The sequence below is a fragment of the Azospirillum sp. UENF 312511 genome, from assembly GCF_058780635.1.
In genome coordinates this window covers 1,023,580-1,044,327 of the sequence record NZ_JBSNCG010000005.1, presented here as the reverse complement: position 1 = coordinate 1,044,327, position 20,748 = coordinate 1,023,580, and the positions used below count along the sequence as shown (strand labels likewise).

The 20,748-nt window shown below is 70.3% G+C and carries 16 protein-coding genes; 2 read left to right on the top strand and 14 right to left on the bottom strand.

Features of this window, described 5'->3' with window-relative positions:
* Positions 1-132 precede the first annotated feature (132 nt).
* The 14 genes from ACWPN7_RS33125 to ACWPN7_RS33060 form a co-directional block, all read right to left on the bottom strand.
* A complete protein-coding gene (locus ACWPN7_RS33125) occupies positions 133-831 on the bottom strand; it encodes a response regulator (protein ID WP_040136964.1) in 699 nt (232 codons plus the stop codon).
* Positions 828-3,587 (bottom strand): DUF4118 domain-containing protein, encoded by a 2,760-nt coding sequence (locus ACWPN7_RS33120; RefSeq protein ID WP_459197456.1) that lies wholly within the window; start codon positions 3,585-3,587, stop codon positions 828-830. Before ACWPN7_RS33120 ends, ACWPN7_RS33125 begins: the two co-directional genes overlap by 4 nt.
* An 87-nt stretch (positions 3,588-3,674) precedes the next feature.
* The gene (locus ACWPN7_RS33115; RefSeq protein WP_459197457.1) at positions 3,675-4,283 is read right to left on the bottom strand and encodes a K(+)-transporting ATPase subunit C; all 609 of its coding nucleotides are present in this window, start codon (positions 4,281-4,283) and stop codon (positions 3,675-3,677) included.
* Positions 4,284-4,293: 10 nt separating this feature from the next.
* Positions 4,294-6,420: a potassium-transporting ATPase subunit KdpB gene (gene kdpB, locus ACWPN7_RS33110; protein ID WP_459197458.1), complete on the bottom strand. Its 2,127-nt coding sequence runs from the start codon at positions 6,418-6,420 to the stop codon at positions 4,294-4,296.
* A 13-nt stretch (positions 6,421-6,433) separates the two neighbouring features.
* Positions 6,434-8,143 (bottom strand): potassium-transporting ATPase subunit KdpA, encoded by a 1,710-nt coding sequence (gene kdpA, locus ACWPN7_RS33105; protein ID WP_459197459.1) that lies wholly within the window; start codon positions 8,141-8,143, stop codon positions 6,434-6,436.
* A 9-nt stretch (positions 8,144-8,152) separates the two neighbouring features.
* Positions 8,153-8,242 carry a K(+)-transporting ATPase subunit F gene (locus ACWPN7_RS33100; protein WP_456530447.1) on the bottom strand — a complete coding sequence of 30 codons (90 nt, stop codon included), beginning with the start codon at positions 8,240-8,242 and terminating at the stop codon, positions 8,153-8,155.
* Positions 8,243-8,648: 406 nt separating this feature from the next.
* A complete protein-coding gene (locus ACWPN7_RS33095) occupies positions 8,649-9,359 on the bottom strand; it encodes a GntR family transcriptional regulator (RefSeq protein ID WP_459197460.1) in 711 nt (236 codons plus the stop codon).
* 64 nt (positions 9,360-9,423) lie between these two features.
* On the bottom strand, positions 9,424-10,482 hold the full coding sequence (locus ACWPN7_RS33090) for an AbrB family transcriptional regulator (RefSeq protein ID WP_459197461.1): 1,059 nt from the start codon (positions 10,480-10,482) through the stop codon (positions 9,424-9,426).
* A 107-nt stretch (positions 10,483-10,589) separates the two neighbouring features.
* Positions 10,590-11,243, bottom strand: a complete 654-nt coding sequence (locus ACWPN7_RS33085) for an isochorismatase family protein (protein WP_040136979.1) — start codon at positions 11,241-11,243, stop codon at positions 10,590-10,592.
* A gap of 33 nt (positions 11,244-11,276) precedes the next feature.
* Complete coding sequence (locus ACWPN7_RS33080; protein ID WP_459197462.1) at positions 11,277-12,401, bottom strand: ABC transporter ATP-binding protein; 1,125 nt, start codon at positions 12,399-12,401, stop codon at positions 11,277-11,279.
* Entirely contained in the window at positions 12,398-13,471 is a 1,074-nt protein-coding gene (locus tag ACWPN7_RS33075) for an ABC transporter ATP-binding protein (protein WP_459197463.1), read from the bottom strand. The genes ACWPN7_RS33080 and ACWPN7_RS33075 overlap by 4 nt, the downstream gene beginning before the upstream one ends.
* 11 nt (positions 13,472-13,482) lie before the next feature.
* Positions 13,483-14,370 (bottom strand): ABC transporter permease, encoded by an 888-nt coding sequence (locus ACWPN7_RS33070; protein ID WP_492273735.1) that lies wholly within the window; start codon positions 14,368-14,370, stop codon positions 13,483-13,485.
* Between the two features lie 3 nt (positions 14,371-14,373).
* Complete coding sequence (locus tag ACWPN7_RS33065; RefSeq protein ID WP_014242069.1) at positions 14,374-15,312, bottom strand: ABC transporter permease; 939 nt, start codon at positions 15,310-15,312, stop codon at positions 14,374-14,376.
* Positions 15,313-15,314: 2 nt separating this feature from the next.
* A complete protein-coding gene (locus ACWPN7_RS33060) occupies positions 15,315-16,898 on the bottom strand; it encodes an ABC transporter substrate-binding protein (protein ID WP_459197464.1) in 1,584 nt (527 codons plus the stop codon).
* Between the two features lie 346 nt (positions 16,899-17,244).
* Between ACWPN7_RS33060 and ACWPN7_RS33055 the strand changes: the two genes are divergently transcribed.
* Both ACWPN7_RS33055 and ACWPN7_RS33050 read left to right on the top strand, forming a co-directional pair.
* Positions 17,245-17,874, top strand: a complete 630-nt coding sequence (locus tag ACWPN7_RS33055) for an isochorismatase family protein (RefSeq protein ID WP_492273734.1) — start codon at positions 17,245-17,247, stop codon at positions 17,872-17,874.
* 102 nt (positions 17,875-17,976) lie between these two features.
* Positions 17,977-20,697, top strand: coding sequence for an amidase (locus ACWPN7_RS33050; RefSeq protein ID WP_492273733.1), 2,721 nt, complete (start codon positions 17,977-17,979; stop codon positions 20,695-20,697).
* Positions 20,698-20,748 lie beyond the last annotated feature (51 nt).

The window sequence follows — 20,748 nt, the reverse complement described above, 5'->3', positions numbered from 1 at the left end:
CGGTGTGCGGTCATCTTTTTTGTTGGGGCTTGCGCCTGAAACAGCGGCCCTGGGGGTTCTGTCGCACGAATCCAACCACGGCGCAGCAGGTTTAGCGTGCAGCGGTGGGTTGCAACGGATGTGGGGGCGGGATCAATCCGGCGCGCGCAGCCGGTAGCCGACGCCGGTCTCAGTCAGGATGTGCGAGGGCCGCTCCGGCTCCGTCTCGATCTTCTGGCGGAGCTGGCGGACGTAGATGCGCAGATACTGCACGTCGGTGTCCGCACCCCAGACTTCCTTCAGGATGAAGCGGTGGGTCAGCACCTTGCCGGCATGGGCGACCAGCAGACGCAGCAGGTCGTACTCGCGGGGCGACAGCTTCACCTCGGCACCGCGAACCGTCACGATCCGCCGGACCAGATCGACGGCAAGGTCGCCACTGCGGAACAGCGGGCGCTCCCCCTGCTGCTGCAGGCGGTGGCGCAGGGCGGCGCGGATGCGGGCGAGAAGCTCGTCCATGCCGAAGGGCTTGGTCACATAGTCGTCGGCGCCGAGGTCCAGCGCCTCCACCTTCCCCGCCTCGTCGGCGCGGCTGGACAGCACAATGATCGGGGCGGCCACCCCGTCGGCACGCAGGCGGCGGATCACCTCCAGCCCGCCGATCCCCGGCAGGCCGAGGTCGAGAACGAGCAGGTCCGGCGGACGCCGCCGCACCGCCTCCAGCGCGCCCGCCCCGTCCTCCGCCTCGGCGATGTCGTAGCCCTGGGCGGACAGGGTGGTGCGCAGGAAGCGACGGATCGGCGGTTCGTCGTCCACCACCAGGACGCGCAGCGGCAGGGTGTCCGACCTCATGGCGTCCCCTCTTCCTCAAGGCCGGGCCCCTCAAGACTGGGACCCTCAAGACTGGGCAGGGCGGCGGCGGCGGGCATGGTCAGGGTGAAGACAGCGCCGGAGCGGTCCTTGCGGTTGCCGGCGGCGATGGTGCCGCCCATCGCCTCGACGAAGCCGCGGCAGATGGCCAATCCCAGCCCGGTCCCGGCGCGCTGCCGGTCCTGGGCCTGGACGCGGTAGAACTTGTCGAAGATGCGCTCGACATCCGCCGCCGGGATGCCGTCGCCCTCGTCCCGCACCTCGATGCGCACCCGACCGTCCTCCCGCGCCGCCCCGACCTCGATCCGCGAGCCTGTTGGCGCGTATTTGGCCGCGTTGTCCAGCAGATTGAAGAGAACCTGTTCGAACAGCACGTCGTCCGCCTCCAGCATCGGCAGGTCGGCGGCCAGATCGACGTCCACCCGGTGCCCGGCCAGGATGCGGCCCGCCCGCCCCAGCGCGCTGCCCACCGTCTCGGCCAGATCGACCGGGCCGGTGCGCGGGCGGATGGCTCCGGACTCCAGGCGTGTCATGTCCAGCAGGTTGGCGATGAAGCGGTTCAGCCGCTCCGCCTCCTCCTGGATGGTGGCGGCGAGGTCGCGGCGCGACGCCTCGTCCATCCCGGCGCCGTAGACGGTCAGGCTGGTCGCCGACCCCAGGATGGAGGCCAGCGGCGTGCGCAGGTCGTGGGAGATCGAGGTGAGCAGGGCCGAGCGCAGCCGCTCCGTCTCGGCGGCCAGACGGGCGCGGTCCACGTCCTCCGCCAGCGTGACGCGCTCGATGGCGAGTGCGGCCTGATCGGTCAGCGCGTCGAGCAGCCGGCGCTGGTCGGGGGTCAGCAGGGCGCCGGGCTTGCCGGTGCGGGCGGTGTCGGTGTCGATGCCGACCACCCCGACCGGGCCGCGCCCGGTGCGCAGTGGAAGGAACAGCCACTTGGCGCCGGGCAGCGTGTCCGAGCCGCGCCCGGCCGGCCGGTTGTTTTCCCAGGCCCAGACGGCGGCGGCGAGGTCGGCCTCGCGCAGTTCGTCCTCCGGCGGGTAGCCGGCACGGACGGAGACGGTGCCGCCGTCGGGCAGCAGCAGGACCACATGCACCTTCAGCATCGCCGCGATCTGGTGGGCGGTCGCCCACAGCAGGTCGTCCATGGTGACCACCCCGGCCAGCTTGCGGCTGAAGCCGTAGAGATCCTCGGTCGTCTTGGCGCGCAGCCGGGCGGTGACGGCCTGGGCGCGCACGCGGGCGGTCAGGTTGCTGGCGATCACCGCGACCACCGCGAAGAAGAACAGCGCGACGATGTTCTCCGGATCGGCGATGGAGAAGGTGTAGAGCGGGTTCAGGAAAAAATAGTTGAAGGCCAGGATGCTGGCGACGCAGGCGTAGAGCGACGGCCCCAGCCCGCCGGTCACCGCGCTGGTCAGCACCGCCGTCAGGAAGACCAGCGCGACGTTGCTGACGTCGAGCACCTGCTGAAGCACCTCCCCGACGCCCAGCGCCAGCGCGACGTAGCCGGTGGCGGCGGCGTAGGGCCACCAGGACAGCGCCGGGCGCCGGGGGGCCGCGGTGCGCACCGTCTTGGGCGGGATCGGCTCCTCGGCGTCGTCGGCGATGACGTGCACGCTGATGCCGCCGGCCTGCCGGATCAGCCGGAAGGCGATGGAGCTGCGCAACAGCTCCGCCCAGGGGCCGCGGTGGGACTTGGCGATGACGATGTGAGCGACGTTGTTGGTCCGCGCATACTCGACCACCGTGCCGGCGACGTCGCCGCCCGGGATGGTCACCGCCTCGCCCCCCAGCTTCTCGACCAGCCGCAGCGCGTCCGCGATGCGGTCGCGCTCGGCCTCGCTCAGGCGCAGGCTGCGCGGAGTCTCCACATGCAGCGCGGTCCAATGGGCGCGCAGCCGCTCGGCCTGACGGCGGGCGTAGCGGACGACGGCGGCGCAGGCCGGGTCTTCGTTCACGCAAACCAGCAGCCGCTCCCCCGCCGCCCAGGGGCCGGCGATGGCGTGGGCCTGCATGTGGGTGAGCAGCTGGTCGTCCACCCGCTGGGCGGTGCGGCGCAGCGCCAGTTCGCGCAGCGCCGTCAGGTTGCCGGGGGAAAAGTAATGGCGGATCGCCCGCTCGGCGGTGCGCGGAACGTAGACCTTGCCGTCCTTCAGCCGCTGGATCAGATCGTCCGGCGTGATGTCGATGACCTCGATGTCGTCGGCGCGGTCGAGGATGGAATCCGGCACCGTCTCGCGGATGCGGACGCGGGTGATCCGGGCGACGACGTCGTTCAGGCTCTCCACATGCTGGATGTTCATCGTCGTGTAGACGTCGATCCCGGCGGCGAGGATCTCCTCGACGTCGAGGTAGCGCTTGGCGTGGCGGCTGCCGGGGGCGTTCGTGTGGGCCAGCTCGTCCACCAGAACGATGGCCGGGCGGCGGGCGAGGATGGCGTCGAGGTCCATCTCGTCAAGCCGGCGGCCCTTGTACTCGACCTTGCGGCGGGGGAGGACAGTCAGGCCGGCGAGCAGCGCCTCCGTCTCGCGCCGGCCATGGGTCTCGACCACGCCGACCACCACGTCCACCCCGTCGCGCCGCTTGGCCTGGGCGGTCAGCAGCATCTCGTAGGTCTTGCCGACGCCGGGGGCGGCGCCCAGAAACAGTTTCAGCCGCCCGCGCCCCTCCCGCGCCGCCGCGCGCAGGAGCGCTTCGGGCGAAGGCCGGGCAGCGGCGGCGGTTCGGTCGTTCGGCATCGGGGGCGGCCTTCGGAACGGATCGACGGCCCCGCCCCCTCCCCCGCCTGTGCGGGAGACGGAACAGGGCCGCCTGTTGACCTTCAGCTAATGCGTCGCCGCGGCGGCGTCGAGGGCGAGATTGAGCCGCAGCACGTTGACCACCGGCTCCGCCAGCGGCCCCAGCGGCGACGGCTCGGTGTTCATGGTGACCAGGGCGCCGACCTGGGCCTCCGACAGGCCGCGGGCGCGGGCGACACGGGGGACCTGGAAATCGGCGGCGGTCGGCGACAGATGCGGGTCGAGGCCGCTGGCCGAGGTCGTCACCAGCTCGACCGGCACCGGGGCGTTGGGATTCTCGGCCTTCAGCCGCTCCGTCTCCTCCCGCACCCGGTCAGCCAGCGCCTGCGACGTTGGTCCAAGGTTGGAGCCGCCGGAGGCCGCGGCATTGTAGGGCGCCGGCACGCTCTTCGACGGATCGGACGGGCCCAGCCCCAGCGTGGCGGAGGGCCGCCCGTGGAAATAGCCCTCCCCGGTGAAGCCCTGGCCGATCAGGGCGGAGCCGACGACCGTCCCGTCCCGCTCGATCAGGCTGCCGTTGGCCTGATGGGGAAAGACGGCCTGGGCGATGCCGGTGACGGCCAGCGGGTAGATCAGCCCGGTCACCACGGTCATCGCGGCGATCATGACGAGGGCGGGGCGCAGTTCCTTCAGCATGGCGGGGTCCTCACACGAGTCCGATGGCGGTGACGAGGTCGATCAGCTTGATCCCGACGAAGGGCACGATCAGGCCGCCCAGCCCGTAGATCAGCAGGTTCCGGCGCAGCAGCCGGGCCGCGCCCACCGCGCGGTAGGCGACGCCGCGCAGCGCCAGCGGGATCAGCGCGACGATGATCAGCGCGTTGAAGATGATCGCCGACAGGATGGCGCTCTCCGGGCTGGCCAGCCCCATCACGTTCAGGGCGCCCAGCTGCGGGTAGAAGGCCAGGAACATGGCGGGGATGATGGCGAAGTACTTCGCCACGTCGTTGGCGATGGAGAAGGTGGTCAGGGCGCCGCGGGTCATCAGCAGCTGCTTGCCGATCTCCACGATCTCGATCAGCTTGGTCGGGTCGCTGTCCAGGTCGACCATGTTGCCGGCCTCGCGGGCGGCGACGGTGCCGGTGTTCATCGCCACGCCGACGTCGGCCTGGGCCAGCGCCGGGGCGTCGTTGGTGCCGTCGCCGCACATGGCGACCAGCTTGCCCCGCGCCTGCTCGTCGCGGATGAGCTGCAGCTTCATCTCCGGCGTCGCCTGGGCCAGGAAATCGTCCACCCCGGCCTCCGCCGCGATGGCGGCGGCGGTCATGGCGTTGTCGCCGGTGATCATCACCGTTTTGATGCCCATCTGGCGCAGCGCCGCGAAGCGCTCCCGGATGCCGCCCTTGACGATGTCCTTCAAGTGGATGACGCCGAGCAGCCTGCCGTCGCGGGCGACGGCCAGCGGCGTGCCGCCGGACTTGGCGACGCGTTCCGCGATGGCCTGGACCTCGCGCACCGCCGCCTCCAGGGCGGGATCGGGGCGGAGCGCGGTGACGGTGTTGCCCTGGTGGGCGGCGCCCGTACCGAGGGTCCGCACATGGGCCAGCACCGCGTCCACCGCACCCTTGCGGATCGTCACGCCGTCGCTGTCGATGCCGCTCAGCCGCGTCTGGGCGGTGAAGGGCACGAAGCGGGCGTGCAGCCCGGCCATGTCGCGAGCGCGGATGCCGTACTTCTCCTTCGCCAGAACGACGATGGAGCGGCCCTCCGGCGTCTCGTCGGCCAGCGAGGCGAGCTGGGCGGCGTCGGCGAGGTCGCGGTCGGCCACGCCGGAGATCGGCAGAAACTCCGCCGCCTGCCGGTTGCCCAGCGTGATCGTGCCGGTCTTGTCGAGCAGCAGCGTGTCCACGTCGCCCGCCGCCTCGACCGCCCGGCCCGACATGGCCAGCACGTTGAAGCGGACCAGACGGTCCATGCCGGCGATGCCGATGGCCGACAGCAGCGCGCCGATGGTGGTCGGGATCAGCGTGACGAACAGCGCCGCCAGGACCAGCACCCCGACCGACCCGCCGGCGTAGGCGGCGAAGCTGGGGATGGTTGCCACGGCGATGACGAAGATGACCGTCATGCCGGCCAGCAGGATGTTCAGCGCGATCTCGTTGGGCGTCTTCTGCCGCTGCGCGCCCTCGACCAGCCCGATCATGCGGTCGAGGAAGGTGTTGCCCTGGGCGGCGGTGATCCGCACCTTGATCCAGTCGGAGATCACCTGCGTGCCGCCGGTCACCGCGGAGCGGTCGCCGCCGGATTCGCGGACGACCGGGGCGGATTCGCCGGTGATCGCGGCCTCGTTGACGCTGGCCACGCCCTCCACCACCTCGCCGTCGGAGGGGATGAGGTCGCCCGCCTCCACCAGAACGAGGTCGCCGGGCTTCAGGAGGGTGGCCGGAACGCTCTCCCAGCCCTCACCCGCCAGCCGCTTGGCGGTGGTCTCCGTGCGGGTGCGGCGCAGGCTGGCCGCCTGGGCCTTGCCGCGGCCCTCCGCCACCGCCTCCGCGAAGTTGGCGAAGAGCAGGGTGAACCACAGCCACAGCACGATCTGCAGGGAGAAGCCGATCCTCCCAGCGCCGGTCAGCCCGGCGCCCGTCAGGAGATCGCGCAGGAACAGCAGCGTGGTCAGCGCCGCCACCACCTCCACGCAGAACATCACCGGGTTGCGGGCCATCAGCCGCGGGTCGAGCTTGCGGACGGAGCCGGCGACGGCGGGCAGGAGGATGGCCGGGTCCAGCAGCGTGGAGGCCGGAGTCCGGGTGGCGGTTTTCGAATGGGTGTCCATGGAAGGTCCCCGGTCAGAAGAGGAGGCCGGCGCGCATCGCCAGATGCTCGGCCACCGGGCCGAGGGCGAGCGCCGGGAAGAAGGTCAGGCCGCCGACGATCAGGATGACGCCGGCCAGCAGCCCGACGAACAGGCCGCCATGGGTCGGGAAGGTGCCGGCCGAGGCCGCGCTGCGCGTCTTGGCGGCGAGCGAGCCGGCGACCGCCAGCATCGGCACGATGACCAGGAAGCGGCCCACCAGCATCCCGGCGGCCAGCGTCAGGTTGTACCAGAGCGTGTTGCCCGACAGCCCGCCGAAGGCGCTGCCGTTGTTGGCCGCCGCCGAGACGTAGGCGTAGAGCGCCTCCGAAAAGCCGTGTGGCCCGGCGTTGGCGAGTGCGGCAAGGCCGGTGTCCAGCACCACGGCGAAGGCGGTGCCGCCCAGCATCATCAAGGGCAGGCAGAGGACGGCGAGCATGGTCATCTTGACCTCCTTCGCCTCCAGCTTCTTGCCCAGATACTCCGGCGTGCGCCCGACCATCAGCCCGGCGACGAACATGGTGACGATGGCGAACAGCAGCATGCCGTAGAGGCCGGCTCCGACGCCGCCGACGATGATCTCGCCCAGCATCATGTTGACCATCGGCACCATGCCGCCCAGCGGCATGAAGCTGTCGTGCATGGCGTTGACCGCGCCGCAGGAGGCCGCCGTGGTCACTGCGGCGAACAGGGCGCTCATGGCGATGCCGAAGCGGGTCTCCTTGCCCTCCATGTTGCCGGCGGCGTTGTCCAGCCCGAGGGCGGCGAAGGCCGGGTTGCCCTGGGCTTCCGCCCAATAGACGGCGGCGACGCCGATAAAGAACAGCAGGCCCATGGCGGCCAGGATGGCCCAGCCCTGCCGCTCGTCCCCGGCCATGCGCCCGAACAGGTTGGTCAGCCCGGCGCCGATGGCGAAGATCGACAGCATCTGCACCAGATTGGTCAGGGCGTTCGGATTCTCGAAGGGATGGGCGGAGTTGGCGTTGAAGAAGCCGCCGCCGTTGGTGCCCAGCATCTTGACCGCCTCCTGCGAGGCGACGGGGCCGAGCGCGATGGTCTGCTTGACACCCTCCAGCGTGGTGGCGTCCACCGTCCCGGCCAGCGTCTGCGGCACGCCCTGCCACACCAGGAACAGCGCGTAGAGCAGGCTGAGCGGCAGCAGCAGGTAGAGCGTGCCGCGGGTCAGGTCGGTCCAGAAGTTGCCGACCGTCCGCGCCGCGCTGCGGGTGAAGCCGCGGACCAGCGCCACGGCCAGCGCGATGCCGGTCGCCGCCGACACGAAGTTCTGCACGGTCAGCCCGGCCATCTGCACGAGGTGGCTCATCGTGCTTTCGCCGCCGTAATTCTGCCAGTTGGTGTTGGTGACGAAGCTGGCGGCGGTGTTGAAGGCGAGGTCGGCGGGGACCGCCGCCATGCCCGTGGGGTTCAGGGGCAGAACGCCCTGCAGGCGCTGCAGCGCGTAGAGCAGCAGCAGCCCGGCGACGTTGAACAGCAGCATGGCGACGGCGTAGGTCACCCAATGCTGTTCCGCCTTCGCGTCCACCCCGGCCAAACGGTAGAGCCCGCGCTCGACGGGTCCGAGCAGCGGCGAGAGCAGCGTGCGCTCCCCGTTGAACAGCCGCGTCATGTAGCCGCCGAGCGGGCGCGCCACGGCGGCCACGAGGGCGGCGAAGAGCAGGATGTGAATCCAGCCGCTGACGGTCATAAAGTCTCCTCAGAACCGTTCAGGGCGGATCAGGGCGTACACGAGGTAGGCCAGCAACCCGGCGGCGACGAGGCCGCCGAGCGCGTAATCGACGATCATGGCCCAGCCCCCCTCACAAGCGGTCGCAGGCGTGCACATAGGCGATGGACGCGGCGAAGAAGGCCGCGGTGATCGCCAGCGCGATGATGTCCAGCATGGTTGCCTCCGGGGCGCGTCCTGACAGTTGGACGCGCGTCAGCGTGGATCGGATGCCGGCACGGCTGTGTCCGGCACGATCAGGCTGCGCCCGATGCGCGTATAGATTCGAGGGGGGTGGTGGGGGGCGTGGAATATACGACGCGTATATGGTGGGTCGGTAAGTGCATGAAATGGCAGGGTTTCCCCCACCCCGGCCCTCCCCCGCTTCGCGGGAGAGGGTGCCTTTTGCGAAGCGGCGGCACTCCCCTCCACCTCGTAGAGGGGGAGGGTTAGGGAGGGGGCACCGTCAGCACAGCAACACGCCCCCTCAGCCGCCCGGCGCCTCATCCATCCGGCGGAGAAGCAAATCGCACGGCCCCTGGAGATGCTCCCGCATCAGGAACTCCACCCGCCCGCTCTGGCGGCGGGCGATGGCGTCGAGGATGCGGCGGTGCTCCTCGTTGTACTGGCGCAGGGTGGGGCCGTCCTTCTCCATCTCCAGGACGTCGTAGATCTTCGGGACCCGGTAGACGGTCTGGAAGGAGCGGTTGAACAGCCCGCTCGGCACCAGCCCCATCAGGGTGGTGTGGAAGCGCTGGTTCAACAGGCGCCACTGCTCCAGCGCCTCTCCCTCCAGCGGGCTGTCGCCGGATATCAGCGCCTCGGCGCGGTCGAGGCCGTTGCGCAGCGCCCGCTCCACGTCGAGCGGCAGGCCGCGCTCCGCCACGATGCGGCAGCCGTGCCCCTCCAGGAGGCTGCGCATCTCATAGCTCTCCAGAAGATCGCGCCGGGTGAACTGGCGCACCGTGTAGCCGCGGTTGGTCTCGTAGGTGACCAGCCCTTCCCGCTCCGCCGCCACCAGCGCCTCGCGGATCGGGGTCCGCGATACGCCGAACTGGGCGGCCAGCTCCGCCTCCTTCAGCTTGGTGCCGGGGAGCAGCTTGCCCTCCAGCACCCGGTTGCGCAGGGCGGTCATGATGGAGCCGACCTGCTCGGACCGGACGGTCCCGGTCGCCTTCTCATCGCTGAACGGGGTCACGGTGTCCTCCGGCCGGGGCGTCGGGCGCCGGCGGTTGGAAAATGGCGGGGCAAGGGATTGCGTTCTATCGGCGGCGCAGGAATCGCACAAGCAGAACGCTCATCAGGATCGTCCCGAACAGCCGCAAAGTCTGCAGGGTGAGGATGAAGGGCACGTCGGCGGCGCTGCCCAACGCCACCACCGTCACCGAATCCAACCCGCCGGGGCTGGTCGCCAGATAGGCGGTCAGCGGGTCCTTGCCGGTGAGCGTGACCAGCAGCCAGGCGGAGCCGAGCGACATCGCCACCAGACCGAAGGTGGACAGCAGCATCAGCGGCACCGACGCCACCAGATCGCGCAGCAACTCCCGCCGGAAGCGCAGGCCGGTCGTCCAGCCGATGATCGTGAAGGCGACGGCGATCAGCCAGGACGGCGAATCCAGCACCACCAGCCCGGTCATGTTGAGGGTGCCGCCGAGCAGGATCGGGCCGAGCAGCGGCCCCGCCGGAAGCCGTGTCACGGTGCCGGCCCACCCGCCGGCCAGCGCGACCGCCACCAGCGCCAGCGTCGAGGCGACGGAGGCCGATGGCGCGGGAACGGCACCGGGAACGGCGCCCGGAACGCCGATTGGCGTGGGAACGCTGCCCAGCAGGAAATGGCAGACGAGCGAGGCCAGGACGACGACCACGATCACCCGCAGATACTGCATCACGGCGACGAAGCGCGGATCGCCGCCGAAATCGCCGGCCATGGCGATCATCGCCGGGGCGGCGCCCGGCATGGTTCCCCACAGGGCGGTGCCGCCGGGAAAGCGGCCCGACCGTTCCAGCAGCCAGCCGACCAGCACCGCGCCGGCCAGCATCGTGGACAGCGCCATCAGCATGGGAAACCAGTGCAGCGCCACGTCATGCAGGATGGTCACGTCCATGGACCGGGCGACGACACCCCCCGTCAGCGCCTGGGCCAGCCAGGAGAAGCGCTTGGGCAGCTCGATGGAGGCGCCGCGCACCCCCAGCAGGATCGCCGCCGCCATCGGGCCGAGCAGCGTCGCGCCGGGAAGGCCGGCCACCATGAACAGGGCGGTGAACAGGAGGGTCGCCCCCACCAGCAGGCACCACTGGAGGGGATTGGAAAGGGGCATCATGTCGGCAGATTGCTCAGGGGCGCGCCCGCCGGTCGGCCGCGGGCGCGCCACCGCTCCATAAAGTTCGGATGGACAGTTCGGATGGGGTCAGAGGCGGTTGGGAGGGATCAGGCGGCCACGGCCTCGGCCTGCTTCTCGACGTAGGCCATCACCTCCGCCACCGGCAGCACGTCGCCGTACTTGGCGTTCATGTCGAACAGGGCGGAATCGTGCGGGGCCTGGTGGCGGTCGCCCACGCATTCGGCGGGGACGATGACGCGGAAGCCGTGGGACACCGCGTCCACCGCCGTGGCCCGCACGCAGCCGCTGGTCGAGCAGCCGGTGAGGATCACCGTGTCGCACTCCATCACGCGCAGCATGGTGCTGAGCGGCGTGCCGAAGAAGGCGGAGGAATGGTGCTTGACCAGCACGACGTCCTGCGGCTCCGGCGTCACGCGGGCGTCGAACTCGGCCAGCGGGTTGTCGGCGGTGAAGGCGCGCAGCGCCGGGATCTTCTTGACGAACATGCCGCCCTCGGTCCCGGCCGCGTCATAGACGACCTTGGTGTAGATGACCGGCAGGCCGGCGCGGCGGGCGGCGGCGTAGAGCGGCACGCTGGCGATCGTCGCGTCCACCACCCCCTGCCCGAAGAAGGGAGCGCCGGGCTGGGTGTAGAAGTCGATGAAGTCGATGGAAATGATGGCGGCCTTCCGCCCAAAGCCGATCCGGTTCTGGAAGACGCCGGAATAGTTGTCCTTGAGTTCGTCGGTGACGCTGAACATAGGATGATCCTTAAGCCGATTGCAGGGGGCCGATTACAGGGTGATGGGGCGGATGGGCGGATAGCCGATGTCCTGAAGGACCGCCGTGGCGACCTCGGAGCGGGTTTCCGGTGTTTCGGGGAAGTGGCAGGCGACTTGATCGGCGCCGCCGCAGGCTTTCAACGCGGGCTGGTCGATCAGGCAGGCGCGCGGCAGCAGGGCGTCGCCGCTGCGCTCGGTGGGCCCGCCGCCCGCCGCGGCGACCAGCCGCGCCCTATAGCAGCGCGGGTGGAAGCGGCAGCCCGGCGGCACGTTGGTGGCCGAGCCGATCTCGCCCATCGTCACCGAGGTGCGGCGTCGGTTGCGCATCCGCACGTCGGCGATGGGCACCGCCGCCAGCAGCGAGACGGTGTAGGGATGCAGCGGCCGGCGGTAGAGGTTGTCGCGCTCCGCCATCTCCACGACCTTGCCGAGATACATCACGGCGATGCGGTGGCTGACGTGGCGGACCACCGCCAGATCGTGGGCGATGAACAGGTAGGACAGCCCGCGTTCCCGCTGGATGCGCTGGAGCAGGTTGATGATCTGCGCCTGGATCGACACGTCGAGCGCCGACACCGGCTCGTCCAGCACCAGGATCTTGGGGTCGAGCGTCAGGGCGCGGGCGATGCCGATGCGCTGGCGCTGGCCGCCGGAGAACTGGTGCGGGTAGCGGTCGGCGTGCGAGGGGTCGAGCCCGACGAGGCTCATCACCCCGGCGACCTTCTGCGGCCCGTCGCTGTCCCACAGGCCATGGACCTTCAGCGGCTCGGCGATGCTCTGGCCGATGGTGACGCGGGGGTCGAGCGATCCGTAGGGGTCCTGGAAGACCATCTGGATGTCGCGCCGCATCGCCTGCATCTCGGCCTTCGACACGCCGGTCACGTCGCGCCCGTCGACCAGCAGCCGCCCGCTGGTCGGCTCGACCAGCCGCAGGGCAAGGCGGCCCAGCGTGCTCTTGCCGCTGCCGCTCTCGCCGACGAGGCCGAGGGTTTCGCCGGCGCGGATGGTCAGCGACACGCCGTCCACCGCCCGCACCGCCTTGCCGGCCGCCTTGAACAGGCCGCCGCGGCGGGTGAAGACGCGGGTGGCGTCGACGAGTTCCAGGGCCGGAGGGGGTGCGGAGAGGGTGTCGCTCATCGGCTGGCCTCCTTCCGGTCGGGCAGGTCTTCGTGGAAACAGGCGCTGCGGTGGCCGGAGCGGTCGCCGGCCAGCGGCAGCGGCCGCCGGGTGCAGCAGTCCGCCCGCCCGCGGCCGACCGTGCAGCGCGGCTCGAAGGCGCAGCCGGGCGGCAGCCGGGCGACGTTGGGCGGCTGGCCCTCGATGGCCGGAAGCTCCTCGTCCACCGGGCCGTCGAGGCGGGGAATGCTGCGGAACAGCGCGCGGGTGTAGGGGTGGCGGGGCCTGGTGAAAACCTCCTCCATGGAGCCGGTCTCGACCAGCCGCCCGGCGTACATCACCGCCACGTCGTCGGCGTATCTGGCGACCAGCCCGAGGTCGTGGGTGATGAGGACCAGCGCCATGCCGGTCTCCGCCTGGAGGTCGGCGAGCAGGTCGAGGATCTGCGCCTGCACCGTCACGTCGAGCGCCGTGGTCGGCTCGTCGGCGATCAGGATCTTCGGCGACAGGGCGATGGCCATGGCGATCAGCACGCGCTGGCGCTGCCCGCCGCTGAGCTGGTGCGGGTAGTCGTCCACCCGCCGCGCCGGGTCGGGGATCTGGACGCGGGCCAACAGTTCGATGGCGCGGGCGCGGGCGGCGGCGCGGCCGATGCGCTGGTGCGCCCGCAGCACCTCGACGATCTGCTCGCCGATGGTGAAGACGGGGTTCAGCGCGGTCAGCGGGTCCTGGAAGATCATCGAAATGACCGCCCCGCGCAGGCGGCGCAGCCGCTCCGGCGGCTGGTGCAGGATGTCGGCACCGTCGATCCGCACCTCGCCGCGGCGGACGCGGCCGGGTGCCGCGACGAGGCCGAGCGCGGAGAGGAAGGTCATCGACTTGCCCGATCCGGACTCGCCGACCACCGCCAGCGTGCCGCCGGCCCGCACGGCGAGCGACACGCCGTCGATGACGGTGACCGGTCCGTCGTCGCCGGGAAAGACCGTGGTCAGATCGCGCAGCTCCAGCGCGACCGGGCGGGGGGCCGTGGCGGAGGCGATGGGAGCCGCCGGCGCCACGGGGTGAAGGTTCGGCATGGCCTTGTTTGGCATGGGGGGCGTCCTCACAGCACGCGTCCGGAGGAGCGGCGCATCTGCGGGTCGAGCGTGTCGCGCAGGCCGTCCCCCAGCAGGTTCAGGGCGACCACCATCACCGCGATGCAGATCCCCGCCGACAGCGAGATCAGCGGGTTGGAGGCCAGGAAGCTCTGCCCGTCGGCGATGACGTTGCCCCAGGTCGGGGCCGGCGGCTGGACCCCGAGGCCGAGGAAGCTCAAGCCCGCTTCCGCCAGGATGGCGGTGGCGGCGCTGACCGTGGCGACCACGATCACCGGCGGCAGGCTGTTCGGCACGACGTGCAGGAACAGCAGCCGCATCGTGCCCATGCCGATGGCCCGGGACGCCTCGACGTAGGTGCGCGGCTTGATCGTCAGGACGACCGCCCGCATCACCGCGGCGACCCGCGGCGTGAAGGCCAGCGCCACCGCGATGATGACCAACTCCAGCGAGGAGCCGCGGGCCGCCACCAGGGCCAGCGCCAGCAGGAAGCCGGGAAAGGCCAGCAGGATGTCGATGATCGAGACGGTCACCCGCTCGACCCAGCCGCCGAAGAAGCCGGCGACCGCGCCGATCACCATCCCCAGCGACAGCGACAGAGCCATCACCGCGACGGCGACCTGGAGGGAGATGCGGGTGCCCCAGATCAGGCGGGACAGCACGTCGCGCCCGAACTGGTCGGTGCCCAGGAGATGCGCGGCCGAGGGCGGGGCCAGCGTGTTGGCGAGGTCGGTTTCGAGCGGCGACATCGGGGCGATCCAGGGGGCCGCCACCGCCACGATCAGCAGCAGGGTCAGCAGGATCACGCCGATCAGGAAGCCCGGATGGCGGAAATAGCGCATCAGGGACGACCGCCGCGCCGAAGCGGACGCGGAGAGGGTTGCTGTGGCTGCCATGTGTCACCGTGTGGACAGGCGCGGATCGACCAGCCCGTAGGCGAGGTCGAGCAGGCTATTGACGAGGACGACGGCCACGGCCAGCACCAGCACGCCCGCCTGGACGAGCTGGTAGTCGCGGGCCGAGACCGCCTTCAGGATCATCGAGCCGATGCCGGGCCGGCTGAACACCACCTCGATCAGGATGGCGCTGCCCAGCGACCAGGCGAAGGTCACCCCGACGATGGCGAGGATCGGCACCAGCGCGTTCTTCAGCGCCAGCCGCCACACCACCCGGCGCTCCGGCACGCCCATCGCGCGGGCGACGCGGATGCAGTCCTGGCCCAGCACCTCCAGCATCGCCGAGCGGGTCAGGCGGGTGATGTAGGCGGCGACCGAGATGCCCAGCACGCCCGCCGGAAGCACCAGATGGTGCAGGTGGGTGAGGAACCCGCCGCCCGAGCTGGCCCCCAGCGCCGGGAACCATTTCAGCTCCTGCGAGAACAGCAGGACGGAGGCGAGGCCGAGCCAGAAGACCGGGAAGGAGATGCCGAACAGCGCCACGATCATGATGAGCATGTCGCTCCACGATCCCTGCCGCTCCGCGGTGAGAATGCCGAGCGGGATGCCGATCGCCACCGCCACCGCGAGGCCGGCGAAGGCCAGGATCGCGGAGTCCGGGAGGCTGAACAGGATCTCCTCCAGCGCCGGGCGGCCGGTGACCACCGACGATCCGAAATCCCCGGTGACGGCGCGCAGCACGTAGAGCCCGTACTGCACGTAGACTGGCTGGTCGAGGCCGAGCTGGGCGCGCAGAGTCGCCAGCGCCTCCTCGGTGGCGTAGTCGCCCAGCATGTACTGGGCGGGGTCGCCGGGGATCATCCGGACCAGGAAGAAGGTCACGGTCACGATGCCGAACACCGTGATCGCGAGCTGCGAGAGTTGGCGAAGAAGCCGGTCCATCGTCACGCCTCCAGCAGCGAGACCGGATAGGCGCTCATCGTGAACAGGGAGTTCTGGACGAAGCCGGAGACCTTCTTGGTATGGGCGATGAACAGGTGGTCGGCGTAGAGCGGGACCACCGGCACGTCGCCCATCACCTTGGCCTGGATCTTCCCGTAGACCTCCTTGCGGGCGGCGTCGCCCTGGGCCTGCCGGGCGGCGGCGATCATGTCCTCGATGCCCTCGTAATGGGCGGTGTTGAGGCCCGGCGGGAAGGAGGACTTGGCGAACAGCGACAGGATCGGGCTGTCCGGGTCGGGGGCGCCGACGACGCCGGTGATGCAGGTCGGGACCGTGCCCTTGTTGCGCGCCTGGAGGTAGGCGCCGCGCTCCAGCACCTTGATCTTGGCGTCGATGCCCACGGCGGCGAGGTCGCTGGCGATCGGCACGACGATCTTGTCGTAGGGGTTGGCGCCCGGCGCCACGAGGTCCAGCGTGAAGGACCCCACACCGGCCTCCTTGAGCAGCGCCTTGGCCTTCGCCGGGTCGTAGGGGAACAGCGGGACCTGATCGGTGAATTCCTGGAAGGAGGAGGTCAGGACGCCGCTCGCCTCCGACTTGGTGCCCTTGAAGAAACCGTCGATCAGCGCCTTGCGGTTGATGGCGTGGTGGATCGCCTGCCGCACCCGCACGTCGCCCAGCGGCTTGATCGAGGTGTTGAGGACGAGGTTGATCGTGTGGTTGGCGTCGCGGTCGAGCACGGTGACCAGCCCGCCGCCCTTCAGGCGCTGGATGACCTCCGGCTGCTGCAGGCCGAAGAAGATGTCGATCTCGCCGTTCTCCAGGGCGATGGCCGCCGCCGTCTCGTCCTTGATGACGCGGAACTGCACCTCCTCGACCTTGGGCGCGCCCGCGAAATAGTCCTTGTTGGCGGACAGCTTCACCTCGCGGCCCGGCGCCCAGTTCTGGAACACGAAGGGGCCGGTCCCGATGGGGTTCAGCGCGAAGGCCTTGTCGCCGATCTCGCCCAGCGCCTTGCGGCTGACGATCCAGCCCTGGTTGAAGGCCGACACCTTGTGCAGGAAGCCGGAATTCGGCTCCTTCAGCGTGATGACCACCTTGTCGGGGGACGGCGTCTCGATGGACTTGATGGAGGCGAGCTGCCCGCTGTAGCTGCTGCCGGTCTGCGGGTCGAGCACGCGCTCGAACGAGAACTTCACGTCGTCGGAGGTGAAGGGGCCGAAGCCCTTGTGCCAGGTGACGCCGCTGCGCAGGGCGAAGCTGTAGACGGTGCCGTCGCCGGAGATGTCCCAGCCGGTGGCGAGGTCGGGGACGATGGCGTTGCTCGCCTCGTCGTACTTGACCAGCCCGTTGAAGATCTGGGTGGCGACCGTCTGGTTCTCGATCTGGAAAATGCGGGCGGGATCCAGGTTGCCGATGTCGCTGCCGATGCGCACCCGCAGGACCGGCGGTGCCGCCGACGCCGGCAGAGGCCAGCCGCTGCCCGCCACCAGGGCGCCGGCGGCCAGCAACGTGCCGAACTGGCGGCGGTTGACGCCGCTCCGCTCGATCTGGCCGGCCCGTTCCTTGCGATTGATCCCGTCCATAAGCCTGCTCCTCTGTGTCAAAGATTTTACGGGCAGCGCCAAGATTTGTCCGGTCTATTTTTGCACACAATCTGCGCTGGACCCTTATGCCCGACCAAATTCGCAGGAATCGTGCCACCCTGCGACGGACTGTCGCAGGCCGCCTATAAATCATTCTAAATCAGGTATTTAGCGATGTATTTCGTGGCATTGCTTATGAATACAGCAATATGCATATCTGCGCAAAAGGCGGGCAGAGGCAGGTTTGAAATGGTGAAACTATGGACTTTGAATGCAAAAATACCTCGTTGTATGCTGATTGGGCGCCCGTGATGCGGCGCAGCAGCGGAAGAAGGAACCTCCTGAAATGAGCGATCTTTCCATCTACGAGCGCCAGGGCATCGGCAAGCCGCTCGGCTTTGGCCGCAAGTGCGCCCTCCTCGTCATCGACTTCCAGATCGGTTTCACGCGCGAGGACGCCTTCGGCGGCTTCAACATCAACAGCGCCATCACCGCCACGGGAAAGTTGCTCGGACATGTCCGCCCCTTGGGCATGCCAATCGCCCATGCCTGCTTCATCGCGCCGGAGGCTCCGGGCGGCATCGGCCCGTTCGGCGAGAAGATTCCGTCGCTGCTGACCCTGACCGCCAATTCCCCGGACGTCGCCTTCGCTCCGGAGGTCGCGCCGCTGCCCAACGAGTTCATCGTGCGCAAGCAGCACGCCTCGGCCTTCTTCGGCACCGCCCTGTCGTCCTGGCTGCGGGCGAACGCGGTCGACACGCTGCTGGTCACCGGCTGCACGACCTCGGGCTGCGTGCGGGCCAGCGTGATCGACGCCTCCGCCCACGGGCTGCGCCCGATCATCGTGGAGGAGTGCGTCGGCGACCGGGCTGAGGAGCCGCACCGCGCCAACCTGTTCGACATGGGCAAGAAATACGCCGACGTGATGCCGCTGGATGCGGTCATCGCCCATCTGGCGCTGGCGGACGCCGCCTGACCCGGCGGTTCCACACCCAAGCGCAACCAAGCGACTTCAACAGGCCGTCGCCGGAGCAGTTCGTCCGAAGCCATCCGGCACGCGAGCGGAAAGCAGCAACGCATGTCCGATCTTTCGACAACGCATCCGGCCCGGTCCGGCGGCGGCAGCCCTTCCATGCCCGGCGCCAGCGAGGCGGAAACCCGCGCCCGCCTCGCCCGCATCGAAAGCCTGAACCCGATTGTCAACGCCCTGCTGGCGGTGGACGCCGACGGGGCGATCCGCCGGGCGCGGGCGCAGGACGAGGCGCGGGCGGCCGGCGACTGGCCCGGCTTGCTGGACGGGGTGACGGTCACCGTCAAGGACTGCTTCGAACTGGCCGGGGAGACGACCAGCTACGGCTCCTCCGGCCGCTTCGCCCGGATGGGGCATCGGGACGCCCCGCTGATCCGCCGCCTGCGCGACGCCGGGGCCATCCTGGTCGGACGCAACAACCTGTCCGAATTCTGCCTGGGCTCGACGAACCAGAACGAGCATCACGGCCCCTGCCGGAATCCCTGGGACACCGGACGGGTGCCCGGCGGGTCGAGCGGCGGGTCCGCGGCCTCGGTCGCCGCCGGGCTGTGCCGGGTCTCCATCGGCACCGACACCGGCGGCTCCATCCGCATCCCGGCGGCACTCTGCGGGGTGGTCGGGCTGCGGCCCAGCGTCGGCCGGGTGTCCAACACCGGCATGATCCCGTGCAGCGTCGATTTCGACACCGTCGGCCCGCTGGCCTACTCCGTCGCCGACGTGGCGCGCGCCTTCGCCGCCATCGCCGGTTACGACCCGGAGGACCCGAATTCGGTCGACGCCCCGCTCGGCAATTTCCTGCCGGACTTGAAGGCGGGGATCGCCGGCACGCGCATCGGGTTGCCGCGCAACTTCTACTTCGACGCCCTCCAGCCCGCGGTGGCGGAGCGGGTGCGCGCCGCGGCGGCGGTGCTGGAGAAGGCCGGCGCCGTCCTGGTCGACGTCACCATCGAGGACGCGGAGGTGGCGCAGGCCCGCACCGCCTTCTCGCTGCTCGTCGCCGACATGGCGCAGTATCACCTCGACAAGATGGAAACCGCGCCGGAGTCCATCGGGCCGGAGGTGCTGCGCCGCCTGCAGCTCGGCCTGCCGGTGAGCGGCGTGCAGTACGCGGAATCGCGGCGCTGGCTGGCCTCCTGGAAGCTGCGGTTCCGCACGCTGTTCGAGCGGGTGGACCTGATCCTCACCCCAACCACCCCCATCGTGGCCCCGCGCATCTACGACAGCGGCGACATGATCGAGGCGACGCGGGCGGTCAGCCGCTTCACCTACGGCTTCGGCGCGCTCGGCCTGCCCGCCATGTCGGTGCCCTGCGGCTTCGACGGCGACGGGATGCCGGTGGGCATGCAGATCGTCGGGCGCTGGTTCGACGAGCCGCTGGTCTTCCGCGCCGGGGCGGCCTTCCAGGCGGCGACCGACCACCACCGCCAGCGCCCCGCCCTTCCCCTTCGAGTCTCCGGCCCGCCTGACTCACCGAAAGGACCCGCCATGGAACCGTTCGAACTCACGGCCAGCGAGGCCGCCCACGCCATCCGCGACGGCCGACTGACCAGCGAGGCGCTGGTCCGCTCCTGCCTGGAGCGGATCGAAGACCGCGATCCGCAGGTGCGCGCCTGGATCACCGTCGATCCCGCCCTGGCGCTGGCCGCCGCGCGGGAGGCCGACAAGCGCCCCGCCGCCGGCCCGCTGCACGGCCTGCCCTTCGGCGTGAAGGACGTGATCGACACCGCCGACCTGCCGACCACCCAGAACTCGCCGATCTTCCAGGGTCACCGACCGGCCCGCGACGCCGCCTGCGTGGCCATCGCGCGCAGCGCCGGGGGAATCCTGCTGGGCAAGACCGACACGGTGGAGTTCGCCTCCGGCGGGCGCAAGGCGGCGACGCGCAACCCGGTCAACTTCGCCCACACGCCGGGCGGCTCCTCCTCCGGGTCGGGGGCGGCGGTGGGGGACCGGCATGTGCCGCTGGCTTTCGGCACCCAGACCGGCGGTTCGCACATCCGCCCCGCCGCCTTCAACGGCATCTACGGCTTCAAGCCGACCTGGGGCGTGGTCAGCCGCGAGGGGATGAAGCACTACGCGGTGTCCCTCGACACGCTCGGCTGGTACGGGCGTTCGGTCGCCGACCTCGCGCTGATGGCCGAAGCGTTCCAGCTGGAGGGCATGGGCAAGACGCCGCCGGTCACCCTGGCGGGGCTGCGCGTCGGGCTCTGCCGCTCCCCCGTCTGGTCGCGCATCGAGCCGGCGGGCGAGGCGGCGCTGCTGCTCGCCGCGAAGCGGCTGGAGGAGGCCGGCGCGGTGGTCGTGCCCTTCGAACTGCCGGAGGAGTTCTCAACCCTGGCCGAGGTGCAGGACGTGATCCGCCGCGGCGAAGGGCGGGCATCCTTCCTCGACCTTTACATCAGCGACCGCCACCGGCTGCATCCCGAACTGGCCGACCATTGCGAGCACAACCACGGCATCACCGCGCGCACCCTGACCGAGGCCTACGACGTGGCCGACACCTGCCGGCCGCGCTTCGCCGCCCTGTTCGAGTCCATCGACGTGATCCTGACCCCGCCCGCGCCGGGCGAAGCGCCGGAGGGGCTGCACACCACGGGTGACCACATCTTCAATTCGATCTGGACGGTGCTGCACGTCCCCTGCCTCGCCATGCCCTGCGGCCGCGGGCCGCGCGGGCTTCCGGTGGGGGTGCAGCTGGTGGCGCCGCGTTTCCAGGACGCCGCCCTGCTGGCGATGGCCGAGGCGATGGCCCCTGTGGTCGACGTGTAAGGGTGGCGTCCCCCCGGAAACTTTCCCGGACCGGGCGGGTTGGACGGGTGC

Excerpts from the sequence above, each read along its gene's own strand:
- ACWPN7_RS33070 (WP_492273735.1), bottom strand. The coding sequence starts at position 14,370 with ATGGCAGCCACAGCAACCCTCTCCGCGTCCGCTTCGGCGCGGCGGTCG.
- ACWPN7_RS33080 (WP_459197462.1), bottom strand. The coding sequence starts at position 12,401 with ATGAGCGACACCCTCTCCGCACCCCCTCCGGCCCTGGAACTCGTCGAC.
- ACWPN7_RS33090 (WP_459197461.1), bottom strand. The coding sequence starts at position 10,482 with ATGATGCCCCTTTCCAATCCCCTCCAGTGGTGCCTGCTGGTGGGGGCG.
- ACWPN7_RS33055 (WP_492273734.1), top strand. The coding sequence starts at position 17,245 with ATGAGCGATCTTTCCATCTACGAGCGCCAGGGCATCGGCAAGCCGCTC.
- ACWPN7_RS33050 (WP_492273733.1), top strand. The coding sequence starts at position 17,977 with ATGTCCGATCTTTCGACAACGCATCCGGCCCGGTCCGGCGGCGGCAGC.
- kdpB (WP_459197458.1), bottom strand. The coding sequence starts at position 6,420 with ATGGACACCCATTCGAAAACCGCCACCCGGACTCCGGCCTCCACGCTG.
- ACWPN7_RS33065 (WP_014242069.1), bottom strand. The coding sequence starts at position 15,312 with ATGGACCGGCTTCTTCGCCAACTCTCGCAGCTCGCGATCACGGTGTTC.
- ACWPN7_RS33125 (WP_040136964.1), bottom strand. The coding sequence starts at position 831 with ATGAGGTCGGACACCCTGCCGCTGCGCGTCCTGGTGGTGGACGACGAA.
- ACWPN7_RS33120 (WP_459197456.1), bottom strand. The coding sequence starts at position 3,587 with ATGCCGAACGACCGAACCGCCGCCGCTGCCCGGCCTTCGCCCGAAGCG.
- ACWPN7_RS33085 (WP_040136979.1), bottom strand. The coding sequence starts at position 11,243 with ATGTTCAGCGTCACCGACGAACTCAAGGACAACTATTCCGGCGTCTTC.
- ACWPN7_RS33100 (WP_456530447.1), bottom strand. The coding sequence starts at position 8,242 with ATGATCGTCGATTACGCGCTCGGCGGCCTCGTCGCCGCCGGGTTGCTG.
- ACWPN7_RS33060 (WP_459197464.1), bottom strand. The coding sequence starts at position 16,898 with ATGGACGGGATCAATCGCAAGGAACGGGCCGGCCAGATCGAGCGGAGC.
- ACWPN7_RS33075 (WP_459197463.1), bottom strand. The coding sequence starts at position 13,471 with ATGCCAAACAAGGCCATGCCGAACCTTCACCCCGTGGCGCCGGCGGCT.
- ACWPN7_RS33115 (WP_459197457.1), bottom strand. The coding sequence starts at position 4,283 with ATGCTGAAGGAACTGCGCCCCGCCCTCGTCATGATCGCCGCGATGACC.
- kdpA (WP_459197459.1), bottom strand. The coding sequence starts at position 8,143 with ATGACCGTCAGCGGCTGGATTCACATCCTGCTCTTCGCCGCCCTCGTG.